The organism is Marinitoga sp. 1135, assembly GCF_013363245.1.
Classification (GTDB): domain Bacteria; phylum Thermotogota; class Thermotogae; order Petrotogales; family Petrotogaceae; genus Marinitoga; species Marinitoga piezophila.
On the sequence record NZ_LBEZ01000003.1, the window covers coordinates 289,590 to 306,621 of the forward strand.

17 protein-coding genes are annotated in these 17,032 nt (G+C 28.0%); 6 read left to right on the top strand and 11 right to left on the bottom strand.

Annotated elements, in window-relative coordinates; genetic code table 11:
- Positions 1 to 23: 23 nt before the first annotated feature.
- The 4 genes from XO10_RS02810 to XO10_RS02825 form a co-directional block, all read right to left on the bottom strand.
- Entirely contained in the window at positions 24 to 2,684 is a 2,661-nt protein-coding gene (locus XO10_RS02810; protein ID WP_175418132.1) for a M1 family aminopeptidase, read from the bottom strand.
- A complete protein-coding gene (locus XO10_RS02815; RefSeq protein ID WP_014296058.1) occupies positions 2,681 to 3,616 on the bottom strand; it encodes a DUF4097 family beta strand repeat-containing protein in 936 nt (311 codons plus the stop codon). Before XO10_RS02815 ends, XO10_RS02810 begins: the two co-directional genes overlap by 4 nt.
- Positions 3,613 to 3,987: a DUF2089 domain-containing protein gene (locus XO10_RS02820; RefSeq protein ID WP_014296059.1), complete on the bottom strand. Its 375-nt coding sequence runs from the start codon at positions 3,985 to 3,987 to the stop codon at positions 3,613 to 3,615. The genes XO10_RS02815 and XO10_RS02820 overlap by 4 nt, the downstream gene beginning before the upstream one ends.
- Positions 3,988 to 4,118: 131 nt before the next feature.
- Entirely contained in the window at positions 4,119 to 4,706 is a 588-nt protein-coding gene (locus XO10_RS02825; RefSeq protein ID WP_014296060.1) for an isochorismatase family protein, read from the bottom strand.
- A gap of 198 nt (positions 4,707 to 4,904) precedes the next feature.
- On the opposite strand from XO10_RS02825, the gene XO10_RS02830 reads away from it, so the two are divergent.
- The 6 genes from XO10_RS02830 to XO10_RS02855 all read left to right on the top strand — a co-directional run bounded on the left by XO10_RS02830 (position 4,905) and on the right by XO10_RS02855 (position 8,960).
- Positions 4,905 to 6,053 (top strand): alanine--glyoxylate aminotransferase family protein, encoded by a 1,149-nt coding sequence (locus XO10_RS02830; RefSeq protein ID WP_014296061.1) that lies wholly within the window; start codon positions 4,905 to 4,907, stop codon positions 6,051 to 6,053.
- 1 nt (position 6,054) lies between these two features.
- On the top strand, positions 6,055 to 6,984 hold the full coding sequence (locus XO10_RS02835) for a D-2-hydroxyacid dehydrogenase (RefSeq protein ID WP_175418133.1): 930 nt from the start codon (positions 6,055 to 6,057) through the stop codon (positions 6,982 to 6,984).
- 81 nt (positions 6,985 to 7,065) lie between these two features.
- On the top strand, positions 7,066 to 7,248 hold the full coding sequence (locus XO10_RS02840; RefSeq protein ID WP_014296063.1) for a ferredoxin: 183 nt from the start codon (positions 7,066 to 7,068) through the stop codon (positions 7,246 to 7,248).
- A gap of 175 nt (positions 7,249 to 7,423) precedes the next feature.
- On the top strand, positions 7,424 to 8,248 hold the full coding sequence (gene minD / locus XO10_RS02845; RefSeq protein WP_014296064.1) for a septum site-determining protein MinD: 825 nt from the start codon (positions 7,424 to 7,426) through the stop codon (positions 8,246 to 8,248).
- Between the two features lie 5 nt (positions 8,249 to 8,253).
- Positions 8,254 to 8,547 (top strand): hypothetical protein, encoded by a 294-nt coding sequence (locus XO10_RS02850; protein WP_014296065.1) that lies wholly within the window; start codon positions 8,254 to 8,256, stop codon positions 8,545 to 8,547.
- A 14-nt stretch (positions 8,548 to 8,561) separates the two neighbouring features.
- On the top strand, positions 8,562 to 8,960 hold the full coding sequence (locus tag XO10_RS02855; RefSeq protein WP_014296066.1) for a secondary thiamine-phosphate synthase enzyme YjbQ: 399 nt from the start codon (positions 8,562 to 8,564) through the stop codon (positions 8,958 to 8,960).
- 37 nt (positions 8,961 to 8,997) lie between these two features.
- Here XO10_RS02855 and XO10_RS02860 read toward each other — a convergent pair whose 3' ends face one another.
- From XO10_RS02860 to XO10_RS02890, 7 genes are all read right to left on the bottom strand, one after another.
- Positions 8,998 to 11,187: a methyl-accepting chemotaxis protein gene (locus XO10_RS02860; protein WP_175421099.1), complete on the bottom strand. Its 2,190-nt coding sequence runs from the start codon at positions 11,185 to 11,187 to the stop codon at positions 8,998 to 9,000.
- A 172-nt stretch (positions 11,188 to 11,359) separates the two neighbouring features.
- On the bottom strand, positions 11,360 to 13,180 hold the full coding sequence (locus tag XO10_RS02865) for a diguanylate cyclase (RefSeq protein ID WP_175421100.1): 1,821 nt from the start codon (positions 13,178 to 13,180) through the stop codon (positions 11,360 to 11,362).
- On the bottom strand, positions 13,177 to 14,223 hold the full coding sequence (locus XO10_RS02870; protein ID WP_075780329.1) for an ABC transporter substrate-binding protein: 1,047 nt from the start codon (positions 14,221 to 14,223) through the stop codon (positions 13,177 to 13,179). Before XO10_RS02870 ends, XO10_RS02865 begins: the two co-directional genes overlap by 4 nt.
- Before the next feature lie 89 nt (positions 14,224 to 14,312).
- Positions 14,313 to 15,218 carry a phospholipase D-like domain-containing protein gene (locus XO10_RS02875; RefSeq protein ID WP_175421101.1) on the bottom strand — a complete coding sequence of 302 codons (906 nt, stop codon included), beginning with the start codon at positions 15,216 to 15,218 and terminating at the stop codon, positions 14,313 to 14,315.
- 9 nt (positions 15,219 to 15,227) lie between these two features.
- The gene (locus XO10_RS02880; protein WP_175421102.1) at positions 15,228 to 15,884 is read right to left on the bottom strand and encodes a hemolysin III family protein; all 657 of its coding nucleotides are present in this window, start codon (positions 15,882 to 15,884) and stop codon (positions 15,228 to 15,230) included.
- Positions 15,881 to 16,273, bottom strand: a complete 393-nt coding sequence (locus XO10_RS02885; protein ID WP_014296072.1) for a methylglyoxal synthase — start codon at positions 16,271 to 16,273, stop codon at positions 15,881 to 15,883. The genes XO10_RS02880 and XO10_RS02885 overlap by 4 nt, the downstream gene beginning before the upstream one ends.
- 131 nt (positions 16,274 to 16,404) lie before the next feature.
- Complete coding sequence (locus XO10_RS02890) at positions 16,405 to 17,013, bottom strand: V-type ATP synthase subunit D (protein ID WP_014296073.1); 609 nt, start codon at positions 17,011 to 17,013, stop codon at positions 16,405 to 16,407.
- Positions 17,014 to 17,032 lie beyond the last annotated feature (19 nt).

The window sequence follows — 17,032 nt, forward strand, 5'->3', positions numbered from 1 at the left end:
TTAGAGAAAAGTAATTAAATTTATTACTGTATTAAATTTCTTATAGCTACATTCAATGTTGTTGTTAATGATAAGGTTAGATTATATTTATTTAATTCTGGAGAATAGAATCCTGCAAGTTCGAGATTTAAAGGAATCATTGAATCGGTTAAGAAATAAAGTTTTGGCGATAATACAATTGATGTCCCTAATAAATTCTTTTCATCGGTATATTTATATAAAGCATTCAATGATATATTTACATTACCTAAAGAAAATAGATTATATACATTTAAACGATTTTCAGCATAAAAAGTCTGATGAAACAATTCAACATCCAATCCATAATAATATTTAACCTTGCTAAATTCAAAAGTAAATGTATTTGGAAATTCTTCATCAAATATTACTTCCCTGCCATTAAGCGCATTAAACATCTCAGCATTTGAATATGCAACTTCTATACTGAAAGAATTAAAAAACTTTGAATAATTATCAAAGAAATATGCTGCATTTCCAATAATTCCATAATTATATTCATTATCTTCATTCATAAAATAATAACTACCATTTGTATATAATCCTGAATTAAATAATTCAGAAACTTCAAATCCAGTATATACATAATAATTTTCTAAATCAAAAAGTTTTAAACCACCATAAAAAGCTTTATTCCCTGTTAATATTTTTGAAGGTAATCCTATATCAAGTTTTTGAGGTAATGCAAATAATAAATCAACATTAAATTCCTGAAATTTATTAATATAATCAAATGAAAAGTCCGATGAAAGTGAAAGCCATGGTGACGGATTGTATTTACCAATAAAATAAATACCTTCATATATTAGTTTTTTATCAAACCATGAATAGAAATCTTTTGGTTTTTTCATTAATGAAAAATATCCTACACCTAAAGAATAATATGGATATGCTTCAAATGCTAAATAAGCCGTACTTTTTGATTCTAAAATATTTATTGGTTCATAATCTGTTTCAAAATTTATAGAATACGAATCATAATCTGAATAATTTGAATTTTCAGGAATTAAATTTGATTTTATTATTACAGGATAATGATTGTTTCTTCTATTCACATCAAATGTATGCATATCAGGATCAATATCTATTCTTTTTATATTGGAAATATCGTATTTTAATACGGTACTATCTGTTGTTACAAAATCTATTGTAGCCTCTTTAGTTATAACCTGAACTCTAACTGGAACATGCTTATTATCTAAATCTATAACGAAATGATTATCCTGATATTTTATTGATGGATCGAAATTCTCTTTACTTTCAAATAAATCATATACAATTTCTTTTTTAACTCCATTCTTTATAAGAAATTCATAAAATTCTTCCTCTGAAGGATCTTTCTCATTATATTGTTTATAATACTTCGCAAGTAGTTCTGTGAATTTCTTTCTGGTTAATAGTTCTTCTAAAGAAAATAATGCTCTTTTTCCTTTTATATAATAAATTGAGGAAGCAAAGTTATATGGAATTTCATCAATGTTATCAGAAACTGCATTTTCTATATCAAAATACTCTAAATAAAATATACTTTTTTGATCCATTTCTGAAAATGTTTTGGGCATATTTTTAACAAGAGATTCTGTTAAAAAATCTGGCAAATAAAAGTTCATTAATGGATCATTATCATACTTTTCAAACATGGAAATATGCGCAGAATAATCTGCAAAAGCCTCACTCATGAAATTATTGTCAAAAAAATCAACGCCAACACCTATTCCAAACCAGAGATGTGCCAATTCATGTGATACTACATAAAATGTAAGTGGCTCAGTCAATCCCGGCAATAATAAATCTGCTGTGGTAAAAAATCCATCCCCAAGCAAAAACATTCCATCTGCTGCCATTCCATACATTCCCGGATATGGATCCTGAACTACATTTATATGAGAATACTTTAATTTCCCATAATTTTCTGTATGTATTTCAAGCGCTTTTATTACATGCGTTGCCATTACAGCAGCTCTTTGTTCCTGGCCTTTTTTATACCAGATAGAAATTTCATAATCTCTGGCTTTAAGCTTTAATTCATTATAAACGTTTTTTTTCACAAACACTATTGGAAAAGAACGAAATTTTCCTTCTGAAACATAATAACCATCTATATATTTGCCAGAAAATACAGGAATATAATCTTTATTATTAATAGAATTAAACCTAACTTTTATATTATGCGCTTTTAATACATATCCGCCATTCTCTGGAAGTATCATTGGATACCATCCAAAACGCCATATAAATATGTCCTGATATGCAACATTATCAGCACCGTTCATTTTTACAAAATATGTTTTAAACTTGATATGTATCTTCCTTTTATCTGTTTTTACAAGTAACACGCTATTTTTCAATTGATATTTTCTCAAATATTTAGAGTTATAATCTCCAATTGTATAATCCAGAGGTTCATTTTTCTCATCAGTAACCGTTAAAATCTCCATTTTTGTTTTACTATTAGATTCAAATAATGCATTTAGATATGGATTGTCTTTGCTATCCAAATTTGGATATAATATAAATTGAGGTTTTTCGCCATTTTCCAATTCAACAGTCATATTTCCCCAAACAGCTGCTTCATCAGGAAGAAAGGTTAAATCAATTGTATATTTTGCTGAAAATACTATCACAAAAGATAATATAACCATAATAATCAGTAATACCTTTTTCATTTATTTCCCCCTCCAAGCATTTCATCAAGGAATTTAACAGCATTTTCTTCTGTATAACCTATACTTTCAAGAAGTTCTATGGCAAAAGAACGTGTTATTTTTTCAGTAAGCAATAACTCTAAAATCTTCTTTTCTTCAATTGTTAATACCATATTTTCCTCCTTTAAATTAGAAGAGTCTTTTAAATTTTCATTAACTTTATTATTCTCCTTGTTTATTTTTTCAACATTTTCAATTCTTTTTAATTCAATATTTAAATCACCAGAAACACTTATAAAATCAATTATTCTATTTTCTCTTTTTTGATTAAATTCCACATCTATACCTTTTAAATATATATCTCCACTTGCTGTTTTTTTATTTACATAAACCTTTTCATTTCCAGCAATAACTAAATCACAATCACCAGAAACATTCTTTACATAAACCTTTTCAAAGTCTTCGATTAAATAATCCACACTTAAATCACCAGAAACATTCTTAAAGTCTATAACCTTACATGGAGTTTTTGAAATATCAAGATCACCACTGGTACTTGAAAAATTGATTACATCAATGGAAGAGTTATTTATGTCAGTATCTCCAGAAACAGTTTTTATATCAAATTTTTTTAAAGTTATGCCGTTACAGTCACAATCACCGGTAACACTATTAATTGAAAGTTCTTCAATATCTTTAGAAATTTTTAATGTTGCATCACCATATACTCCACCTGAAAATCCAAAAAATTTCTTTAAAAAGGAATTTTCTTCTTTTTTTACCTCGATAATCCATGTATCTCCTTTTACGTTTTCAACAATTTCACAATCCGATGGAAGATCATCATACTCAAAAATATTTGTTTCATTTTTTGATGAAACAACATCAAGATCAATACCTACTGCTTTAATAACAATCTTCTTCACTCCATCCCGCGTTAAGATTCCATTCATTCTTTATTCCCCTTTCCTTTTAAGATTTCTTTGGCTTCTTCAGGAGTAAGTTCTCCTTTTTCTATTTTTTCAAGGATTTTCAAGGTATCAACTGTATTCTTTTTCTCATCAAATCCCATAGCCCTTACAACACCTTCAAGCCTTGCTTTTGCTGTTGGATATGATATGCCTATTTCTTTTTGAACATCAGAAAGATTTCCTCTGTTTTTAATAAATATCTTTAAAAAATATAATTGTTCATCTGAAAGTTTTGCAAAATCATCAAGGTGGAAACTACCTTTTATTGTAATATCACATGTTGGACATCTAAATTCAGAAATAACAAGATCACCACCACATACAGGACATCTGGTTAAACGTTTTTTCTTCATCATGTCACCTCCAGGAATTTAAAAATTTTTATTTACATAATAAATAATACCACTTAACTTTAAAAAAGTCAAGTGGTATTATTAAAAAAATAAAAATCCATATTCAAATAATTTTATTATATGATTTTAATTTAAATAATTTCAATATTAACCTTTAATTTTTCTAAGTCCAAAATTTCTTTCATACTTTTTCCATTTACACTTTTTATGAAATCTTCAATTACAGCAACATCATATCCTTTTTTAATTGCAGTTTTAATTGTTGCAAGGACACATACATCACCAGCAAGTCCAAAAATAATAAGTTTTTTAAAGTTATTTTCTCTAAGAAATTTATCCAGTTCTGTTTCATTTTTTGTTTCCATATCCTCGTAAAATGCTGAATAACTATCTGTATTTTCTGTTGTTCCTTTTTTTACGAGGAAATCATAATGTTTTATAAATAATTCATTTCCATATGTTCCTTTTATACAATGAGGTGGCCATTCATTAAATGATTTGTGATTTTCAGGATGATCATCTTTACTTGCAATAATGGTATAACCAATATCTTTTGCTTCCGCTATAAATTCATTAACCTTTTCTATCCATTTTTCATCCGTACCTTCTACAGGCAATTCTTCTGGACATCTAAGAGTAAAACCATTTTGGCAATCAACACATAAAATTGCAGTATCTTTAATATCATAGTTTAAATCTTTCATTTTTTCAACATACATATAAAAAACCTCCTTTTTGTTAATTCATCTTTAATTATACTAAAAAATAGGAAAAATGCAAAAAAGACAAATATAATGAAAAATTTTTCATTATTTGATAAATTTCGAGAATAACCGTTGCTTTGTAAAGTTTTTGAGGTAAAATAAGTATGGTATAATAAGATGGAAAATTACAATCCAATAAGGAGGGATATAAAAATGGCAAAGATGATAAGAAAAAATTATTTGTTGGCACCAGGTCCAACACCAGTTCCAATTGATTTATTATTAGAAGGTGCAAAGGATACAATTCACCACAGAACACCTCAGTATTTAGAAATTCAAAAGGTTGCTTTAGATGGTGCTAAATATATTTTCAGAACTGAAAATCCTGTATTTATTTTATCCTCTTCAGGTACAGGAGCTATGGAAACAGCTGTTGCAAATACCTTAAATCCAGGAGATAAAGCAATAGTTGTTGTAGCAGGTAAATTCGGAGAAAGATGGATGGAAATTGCAAAAGCTTATGGAATAGATCCAATAGTAGTTGACCTTGAATGGGGAGATTATGTAAAACCAGAAACAATAAAAGAATTATTAGAAAAAAATCCTGATGTAAAAGCTGTATTTACAACATTAAGTGAAACATCAACAGGTACAGTTCATCCAATAAAAGAAATTGCTGAAATAGTTAAAGATACAAATGCAATAATGGTTGTAGATGCTATTAGTGGTATGTTAGCTCAACCATTAGAAATGGATGCATGGAATCTTGATATTGTAGTAACAGGTGTTCAAAAAGGATTTATGATGCCTCCAGGTATCGCTTTAATATCAGTTAGCGATAAAGCATGGAAAGTAATCGACGAAAATAAAAATTATCATTATTACTTTGATTTAAAAGCATACAAAAAGAAATATCCAGATTCACCATACACACCACCAGTTAACCTAGTATATCAATTAGCAAAATCAGTTCAAATGATTGAAGAAGAAGGTATTGAAAATGTATGGGAAAGACACAGAATTATGGCTGATGCCACAAGAGCTGCAGTTCAAGCAATGGGATTAGAATTATTTGCTAAAAATCCTGGAAATGTTTTAACTTCAGTAAAAGTTCCTGAAGGTGTTGATGGAGGTAAAATATTAAAATATTTAAGAGATGAAGAAGGAGTAACATTTGCTGGTGGTCAAAATCACTTAAAAGGTAAAATAATAAGAATTGCACATCTTGGTTATATGTCAAAATACGATGTAATTGTTGGAATAAGTGCTCTTGAAATGGCATTAAAGAAATTCGGATTTGATGTTGAATTAGGTGTAGGTGTTAAAGCAGCACAGGAAGTATTCATGAAAGAAGGTGTTTAATATGTGGATTCATATAAATGATCCTCTTGATAGTGAAGCAACAGAAAAGCTCAAGGCTGCTTTACCTGAAGCAAAAATAACAATAGAACATTTTGAAAAAGATGAATTAATTGAAAAGGTTAAAGATTTTGATGTTTTGGTTGTAAGAAGTGCAACTAAAGCAACAAAGGAAGTTATCGAAAATGGAACTAATTTAAAATTAATTGCAAGGGCAGGTATGGGGTTAGATAATGTAGACCTTGAAGCAGCAAAAGAAAAAGGAATAAAGGTTATAAATACACCAGGTGCAAATTCATTATCAGTTGCTGAATTAGTTGTTGGATACATGCTTTCAGTATACAGACATTTAGTAACAGGAACAGTTACATTAAGAGAAGGAAAATGGGAAAAGAAAAAATTAAAGGGTTTTGAATTAACAGGAAAAACCCTCGGTATAGTAGGATTTGGAAATATTGGAAAATTAGTAAGAAAATTAGTAACAGGTTTTGATATGGAAGTGCTTGTTTTTGATGTTTTCGAAATTCCAGAAGAAGTTCAAAAAGAACATAATGTAAAACAGGTATCCTTAGAAGAATTAATTAAAAACTCTGATATAATTACATTACATGTACCTTTAACAGAAAAAACAAGACATCTCATTTCAGAAAAAGAATTTGAAATGATGAAGGATAATGTTGTAATTATCAACGCAGCAAGAGGTGGAGTTGTCGATGAAGAAGCATTATTAAAATACCTCGAAAACGGAAAGGTTCTTGGTGCTGGATTGGATGTGTTTGAAACTGAACCTCCAACATCAGAAATACAAATGAAATTATTAAATCACCCAATGGTTGTTGCAACCCCTCATATTGGCGCAACAACAAAAGAAGCGCAAAAAAGAGTAGGGCTTGAATTGGTAGATAAAATTGTTGATATAGTAAAAAATATGTAATTTGTTAAATTATTTTAATAATTTTTGCTATATTTTGAGTTATAATATACTTGTAAAATTTAAAATATGGAGGTGTTAACCGTGAAAGTATTCGTAGATAGAGATGCATGTATCGGTTGTGGTGTTTGTGAAAACCTTTGTCCAGATGTATTCAAAATCAATGACGAAGGTAAAGCAGAAACATTAATGGAAGAAACAGATTTACCATGCGCACAGGACGCAGCTGATTCATGTCCAACACAAGCTATCTCAATTGAAGAATAATATCCTCTTACAGACCAACCTTGGAAAAGGTTGGTCTTTTTTATTCAATTTTATATAAAATTTATTCAATAAATTGCAAAATGCATGTTTTGCGAATTATAGATTTTGATATTTTGAAAAAATGTTGTATAATAAGAATTGAAATTTTGTTAATTACAATCTGGAGGGGGCTAATATGAAAAAAAGCAAAGTAATTGTTGTTACATCTGGAAAAGGAGGAGTAGGAAAAACCACCATATCCGCTAACATAGGCACTTCTCTTGCTTTATTGGGATATGATGTATGTTTAATAGATGCGGATATTGGATTAAAAAATCTTGATCTTGTATTGGGATTGGAAAATAGAATAGTTTACACTATCCTTGATGTTGTAAAAGGCGGAAAATCTCCTCTTGAAGCTGTTGTAAAACACAAACAATTAAAAAAGCTTAACTTACTTGCATCTTCGCAAATAGCTAATAAAGATATGATTTCTCCAGAAGATATGAAAATGATAATAAATGAACTTTCAAAACATTTTGATTATATAATTGTTGACTCACCTGCTGGAATTGAGAGAGGATTTAAAAATGCTGTTGTTGCTGCACAACACGCAATTGTTGTAACAACTCCTGAATTAACAGCTATTAGTGATGCTGATAGAGTAATTGGGTTATTGGAAAATGAAAAATATGATGAAGATAGTATATCATTAATTGTAAACAGAGTAAAACTTCACATGGTAAATAGAAATGAAATGCTATCTCCTGAAGATATAAGGTCTGGACTTGCTGTTGAATTATTAGGTATTGTTCCGGATAGCGAAGAAATAATTATTGCAACAAATAAAGGAATCCCTGTTACAATGGAAGATGAATCAAAGATTTCAAAAATCTTTATGAATATAGCAAAAAGAATCTCAGGTGAAGAGAATCCTATTGAAAACGACCTTGCTTTATTAAAAGAATCCTCAAAAACCGGATTCAAAGGATTCCTGCAAAAGATATTTGGTGGCAGGTGATATGAATGGGCTGGTTTAATTTCGGAAAGAAAAAAGCAAGTAGAGATATTGCTTTAAAAAGAATGCAAAATCTCGTTGGAAATAGGAGAGAAAAGGTAACAAGGGTTGTCTCAAGTGAAAGCAGAGGCAATGTTGCTGTTATGGAAAGAACAAATGTAAATATTAATGTAAATGAAATGTCAAAAATGATAAGGGATTATGTTTATAAAAAAGCTAAAATTGATAAGAAAAATGTCAAAATTCATATTAGCAAAGATGAAAATGGTTATACAATAGTAACAAATATCTTTTTCAAGTAAAAGAGGTGATTTAGATGCTTAAAGAATTTCATATTAGAACTTCTACAAGAAATGAATTTATAGATATTACCTCTCAAGTTGAAAGTTATATTTCTGAATCCAATGTTAAAGAAGGTATTGCAATTATTCATGTTCCACATACTACTGCTGGAATAACAATAAACGAAAATGCAGATCCTTCTGTAAGATATGATATGACATCATTTTTAAGCAAGCTTATTCCTAATTTAAAGGAATTTACACATATGGAAGGAAATTCTGATTCTCATATAAAATCCTCACTAATAGGTCCGTCTTTAACTGTTATAATAGAAAATGGCAGATTGCTTTTAGGAACATGGCAGGGAATATATTTTTGCGAATTTGACGGTCCAAGAATGCGAAAATTTTATGTAAAAATAATCGAAGGATAATAAAAAAGGGACGTTTAAAACGTCCCTTTTTTATTATTTAAATTTTAAATCTTTTTATTAAATCTTCAAGTTTTTTAACTGAGTCTTCCAATGTTTGAGAAGTTTTCAAAAGTTCTTCACTACTCCTCTCTATATGAATAAATTCTTCTTTTGACTCTCTTACATATTCATTTACGTTTAATACATTTTTCGATGCCTGATCCATAGCAGCTGCCATTTCTTCAGATGATGCACTCTGTTCTTCGGAGCTTGAAGCAAGACTTTCGACCATACTTACTATATTTACAACAGCATCTTTTATTGCTGTAAATTCATTTGAAACCTCTGAACTTTTTGAAGAAACCCTTTCTATTATTTCAGAAACATTCATTGATTTCTTACTTACCATATCCGCTTCATCTTTTATTCCTTTTAAAAGATCTGATATGTTTTCTGTAGCCTTTCGTGTTTCTTCTGCAAGCTTTCTTATTTCATCTGCAACAACAGCAAATCCTTTACCAGCTTCTCCAGCTCTTGCAGCCTCAATTGCAGCATTTAATGCCAAAAGATTTGTTTGTTCTGCAATGCTGATAATTGTATCAACAATTTCACCAATATTTGCTGATTTTTCCTGTAAGCTCTTTACACTCTTTGTATTTTCTATCGCTGCATTTTTAGCCTCTAATGCTATTTCTAAAATTTCATTTATACTTTTTTCCCCAATTTTAACTGATTCTTCTACATCTGTACTTTTCTGACTTAAATCCTGTGCGGCCGAGCTTACCATCTGAGCTGCTGATGCAACCTCTTCAATTCCTGATGTTGTTTCTTCAATGGAAGATGCTGCATTATCTGATTCTGTTAATGCAATGTCTAATGTTTGTTCAACCTTTTGAGTTACTTCTCTCAATTTATTAGATGCGTTTAACACATTGTTTTTCTCTATACTTAATTCATTATTACCGGCTATAATTGACTCTATAAGATTTTTAAGAGATACTCTCATATTTTCAAGAGATTGTTCCAGATGTCCTATTTCTGATTTTGATGTAATCTTAATTTCTTCATTTAATATTCCTTGTTCAATTTTTTTAATATTTAATACCAGCATATTTATTGACTTTGTAATTAATATCTTCATTATATAAAAAATAACAAAAACCAAAATAACCAGTATAGCAACTAAAATAACTGCATTTTGCATGGTTGAATCATATAAAGGTTTATATATTTCATCCTCATATGCTGCTAAAACAACATATAAATCCCCACTCATCCTTTTTACATAAGCTATCTTTTTATACAATTTATCAGAATCTTTTGACTTTGGATAATAATATTCATAAAAACCTTCACCTTTTTCTATAGCCAGATCAACTATTTTTTTACCTGTTTTTGGATCAACAGACGTTGCTGGCTTTCCTATTTTAGATTTATCTTTATATATAAAATACCTACCATCTCTGGTATATACTATAGGATATGTATTATCTCCTACATATGAAGCAGTATACAAATCATTATACAAATTATTTAAAAATTCTTTTTTTCTTTCAGCTAACTTTTTATCAATATCGTCTATATATACTCCTGTTCCAACCAACCATTTAAATTCAGGAATCCAGAATATTACACTTATTTTTGGAAACTTTTTATCTTCAGGTTCTCCAGGTTTTCCCCATTCATATTGAAGAGTTGCTGTATTATCCCCTTTTTCATATGCTTTTTTAGATAACTCTATCATTTCTTTTACTATATATTTTCCATCTTTAGATTGTAAAGAAGACAGATTTTTTCCTTCAAGAGATGGTGAAGCCGCATGCATTATCGTTTTTCCAGTTTCATCAAAAATAAAATAATATCCTGTTCCATTATCATATCTTAAAATCCTTATCTGTTCCTTTATAATATTCTTTGCTTCTTCGCTTGAAATCTCTCCTTTTTTCATTTTTTCAATATATACATTCACTATATCTTTAGCTATATCATTTAATGTTTCCAGTCTATCAATAGCTGCTTTCATCATTTCATTTTGTAATTCCTGTGTCCCAACTCTGTATGTTTCCATTGTTGTTGCTATACTCTCAACACTCTGTTTTAAAATTCCATTTTTTACATATCTGTCTGTTAGATTTTTAATATTTCTATGTGTTGAAAATCCATTTATTAAAAATCCAAGAACTATAACCACTGTTACATAGAAAATTACTTTAAAACCTAACGTTTGATGAAATTTAAGTTTTTTCATACTTTCACTCCCTTTTTCATATATACAAAAATTATATATATAATTTCTTATTAATATTATATCACATTTTTTATAAAAATTAATATATCATTGATATATTAATTTTATGAAACAACAAAAATACCAGGTTTTAATGCAAAACCATTAAAACCTGGTATTAATCATTGTTATATTAACTTTTATCTTTTAATTTCTTTTTCATATTTTTTAAACTATACATATTCTGATCCGCTTTTAATAAAATCTCATCAATATCACTATTTGGAATATATCTTGCAAATCCAAGACTTACACTATAATGAATATAACTATATTTATTTAAATGCTCCAGTTTTTTATTTATTGTATCTCTAATTCTTTCTGCATCTTCAATAGTACAATTATATAACCCCATAAAGAATTCATCGCCACCATATCTCGCAACAACATCTGAATGTCTAACAGAAGATTTTAATATATTTGCTATATTTTTTATAGCTTCATCACCTTTAGAATGGCCATATACATCATTTATTGTTTTTAAATTGTCAACATCCACAAAACCTATTACAAGAGGCTTGTTTTCTCGTTTTGACAATAATGCCAGTTCTTTTAAAATTTCCATGCCAGCTCTTCTATTATATAACCCTGTTAACGAATCATAATGAGCAAGTTTTTCAAGTAAAATCTCATTTTCCTTTAACTTTGTAATATCTCTGCTAATTAAAGCAACACCATATTTTTCTCCACCTTTATATATTGGATAATAGCTATTACTTACCCAATATATACTGCCATCTCTTCTTTTTATAGGTTTTTCTATAACGAAACTTCTTTCTTCATTATATGCTTTTTCCAATTCTAATAAAAATAACAATTCTCCTTCAAAAATTTTTCTTAAATTAGAACCTTTTGTGATATTTTTATGAAAATCCGTTCTTGTCCTCTCTTTAAAAACATTATTAACAAGTATAACATCAAAATTCTTATTTACAAATAATATTCCATCTATACTATGTTCTATAAATGATTCCAGAAGTGCCTGAGATTCTTCGAGTTTCCCCTTGGTATTTTGAAGCTCTTCCATATTATGTTTTAAAGTGTTATATAATTTTTCAACTTTCTTTTTATTTTTCTCCAGCTCTTTATTTCTTTCTAACAATTCTTTTGTCTTTTTTTCTATATTTCTTCTCATTAGATAAATAAAAATAATTAATATAAAGGTTATTATGCCTATAAGCAAAAGTACCGGTAAAATCCAGGTTGGAATTTGCTTTTTATATAAATATTTATTGATAATTTTATAATAATAAGATTCATCATTTCTCTTTAATTCTTTAAGTCTTAAATCAAGTCTATCTATAATTGGTTTTAATGATTTATTACTATATATCATATATATATCAACTGTATTCAATATCAATTGTGTTTCTTTTATATCATACTTTTTTCTGGTATTTAGACCAAAAATCCTGCTGGCAAGAGCATAATCAACTTCACCATCTTCCAAACTCTTAAAAACTTCTTCATATGAATTATATTCTTTAAATTTTATATTTAAATTCAAATCACTATCTATCTTTTTTAACCCCTGTGGTCCTTCATAATATACATCTTTTTTCAATACAGCAACACTTTTATTTTTCAAATCCATAAAACTATGAAGTGTAACATTTTCTCTGGAAAATATCTGTCCCCAATCAAATAGCAAAGGTTCTCTGCTATATTCAAAATATTTTGCTCTCTCTTTTGTATATGCCACACCAAACATAATATCGGCAAGATCATTTTTTAAATATTCAAGACCATCTGCAAAATTTAAATAAATATATTTATAATCTATTCCTTCTTTTTTAGCTATATAATCAAATATTTCCGGAAATATACCTTTTACCTTCCCATTATCAATATACATAACCGGTGGTGCACTATATATAACCACCGTCAATGGTCTTGCTATCGTAATCGTTACCATTATTATTATAATAAAAAAAAGAAACATTTCTTTTTTCATTCCAACACCCCTAATTGAATTGTATGGTTAGATTCACCATATTCATCAAAGGATAATTCACCAAATGTTGTTTTAAACCTATATTTAAAAAATGAATCTCTTATCGCATTAACTTCTCTACCTTTATTTTTTATAATTTTAGATATTACTTCAAGAGCCTCGTAGGTACCACATGCATATATTGTTGGTTCTCTTTGATATAGTTCTTTATATTTTACAAAAAATTCTACATCTTCTCGAGGTTTATATCTTAAATAATATGAATATATAACATTCTTTTTTACATTTAATAAATCAGAGAGTTGATTTTTATCAATCCATGGCGTTATCACTATATATACATCTTTATTAATTGATTTAAGATAATTAGCTATCATTGCTGTATTGGTTACAGAATTAATTAATAAATACACAAAGTTCTGTCCTTCGTATATATTTTTAACCTGTTCCAATATTGAAATATCAGAATTTTTTAATACACCATAATATATTTTTCCGTTATAATATTTTTTAAAATTAACGAAAGAATTATTTATATAAAGCGGATTTTCAAAATCTTTTATCACAAGTAATTCATCTGTTGTTTTATTTAAATATTTAGCAATTGCTTTTTGTTCATTTTCATTTGATATATTTAACCTAAAAAAATTATCGTTTTTGTTTTTAAATTTATCTGCAGTAATTGAAATGCCAATACCTATAATCTTTTCATCCTTTAATTTTCTATATATAGGTTCAAATAATGTGGACGATGAATCAAATAATATTACCCTTACACCTTTTCTTTTTAATTTTTCAAAAGCTTTTTGCGCATCTTTGACATTTCCCCCATCATCTTCTATAATAATTTCAAGTTTTTTAGAATCAGGATTTAATTTTTTAAACAATTCTATACCATTTATTGTATCAGAAACCATAAACGCTTCATTGCCATTTAGACTGGCTATAACCCCAACCTTAAATGGCATCATAATTGAATATATGACATAAATTATAAGTATGGCTCCTAAAGTAATAGATAGTATTTTAATATTTTTTTTCATTGAAATCCCTCACAAAAAAAAGTTTTTCATTTAGATTATATACAAAAAAATAAAATTTGTAAACATTTCAGTTATAACATTCGATATTCTTAATATTTTTGTAAGCTTTTTTCAATTTTTTCAAGAATTTCTTCTTTAAATTTATTATTAAAAACTATAAAAAGGTATTCATCATTTTTTTCACGAGCTCTATATGTAAGATTATAACTTCCAATTAATACCCCTTTTTCATTAATTAATATTTTTAAATGCATATTTTTTTTATTATCCTTTATAAATTTTACTTCAACACCTTTTAAGTATCTTAGAATATTTATATTTTCCAGATTCCAATCATCTGCATATATTTTTATTTTTATATTTTTTCTTGTTGAAAGTTTCTCTATTAAATACGCAATTCTTGAATCAGTAAAAGAAAAGGTATATATGTTTAGAAACTCATTTGTATTCGTAATAAAATCTTTTACCGTATTATATATGTTTTCAGAAGGACCGGTAACTATTTTTATTTTTCCAAATTCTTTTGTAAAAATTTCTTCATTTATTATTTCTTTTTTCTTACCAAATTTTCCTGATGCAAAATTTTTAAATTCTTTTAAAAATAAATTTACAATTTTTATATCTTCAGAATATATAAAAAGATTTATGTCTTCAAAAATACTTCCTGACGTAAAATTTCCAGTTCCAAATAACACGCTTTTATTGTTAAAAATTATAAACTTTTCGTGTAAATAACCTTCATAGTTTCTATCAGGCAATATATAATTTAAATCGCCCTTTAAATCATTTTCTATAAATCCTTCTGTCTTTCTGGAATCGAGTATATCTATAAATGGTTGTGAAATACTTAAAGAAACAAATTTTATATTTTCAGATAAAAAAGATTTCTCTTTTATAAAATAAAAGAGTTCCTGTGAAGGAGTTATGAAAATTTTATACGGAAATGTCATAGAAGAAAAAATTATTATTATATTTAAAATAATCTTTCTTCTCATATTAAAACTTTATTCCGGTAAAACGCAGAAAAATACAGCAATAAAATGTGCAACACTACCAGCAAGAACAAATAAGTGCCATATCATATGTCCATATGGCAATTTTTTCCATATATAAAATACAGCACCTATTGTATATGCAAGTCCTCCTATTACAAGCCATATTAATCCACCATATGGTAAATTTGCAACCAATGGTTTTATAGCTACGACTACTAACCATCCCATCATCAGATAAAAAATCGTTGAAAGGATTCTGAATTTCTTTACAAAAAATATCTTTAAAATAATACCGACTATTGCCAGACTCCAAATGGTAATAAATAACGTCCATCCAATTTTTCCATTTAGTGTAACAAGAGTAAATGGTGTATATGTTCCTGCTATAAGCAAATAAATTGACGAGTGGTCAATTATTTTTAAAAATTTTTTTATTCGTGGTTTTTGAATGCTATGATAAACTGTAGATGCAGTATACAAAAGAAGTAAAGTTGAACCATAGATAGCAACACTTAATGTCTTCAAAAAGTTATTTGTTTTTGCAGAAAATATTATCAATATAATCAATGCCACCAGACTGAAGATAATACCAACACCATGAGTTATGGCGTTGGCGATTTCTTCACCAAGAGTATATTCCTTGTATTCAGTATTTTTTGTACTCATTTTTCATCCCCCTTATTAAGTTTTTTTTCTATTTCAAGTACTAAACCTTCAGCTGTTGCAAGATTTGTTGCCAAAGGTATATTATGAACATCACATACTCTTAATAAAGCAGATACATCTGGTTCATGGGGTTGAGCAGTAAGTGGATCTCTTAAGAATATAACAAAATCCATATTACCTGATGTTATTAACGCTCCTATTTGTAAATCACCACCATATGGTCCTGATGCAAATTTTGTAATTTTTAAACCAACCTTTTCCTCTATTAAGCTTCCTGTTGAATTAGTTGCATATAAATTACATCTTTCAAATACATGTTTCCACTCTCTAACAAACATCACGAGATCAAGTTTCTTTTTATCGTGTGCTATTAATGCTACATTAATCACATTCTCTCCTCCTGAATTTAAATTTATGATATAAATAAAAAGCGACCTGATTCTTCTCAGGTCGCGAATTTTTAAACATCTCATTCCTATTATATCATATAATTTATATTTTGTCAACAGGATAAAAGTTACTATTTTTTTAATTTTTTCAGTTTAAAGAATTCTTCTCTCTCAAATTCTTCCAATGTATCCTGAATAAATTTGATAGATGATTGTAACTGTGGAATTACAACATTTTCAAGTGCAGAAACTCTTTTCTTTGTTTTCTTTACTTCATATGCAAGCTTATATACTTTATTTTCTATCATTGCTGCCTCTGTAATTAGTTCAAGAACCTGTTTAAAAGATATATACGCTTTATCTAAAGCTGCATCGGTTCTATATATTTCATATGGTATTTCTGTTTTTTTCTCATTTTTATATATTTCAGGTACTTCAACACCCATAATACTTCTAAATCGTATTTTCATTCCATCGAATTCTGGAACCCCCTTAGCGTATTGTTCTACATTTTCTATTCCAAGATCAAGGTTTGCAAGTTGCAATGATTCATAAGCTATTTCAAAGATCTTAAGTATTCTCTCCTGTATTTCCTGTGCCTGTTCAATTAAATCAACTAACTCTTTCATTATTATATTTCTCTTTTTTTCAAGCAAATCGTGCCCCTGTTTGGCAAGTTTATATTGTTGTTTTAAATTTATAAGATTTCCTTTTGTTGGAATAGTTTGATTGAATATCATAATTTCACCTTCATTCTTA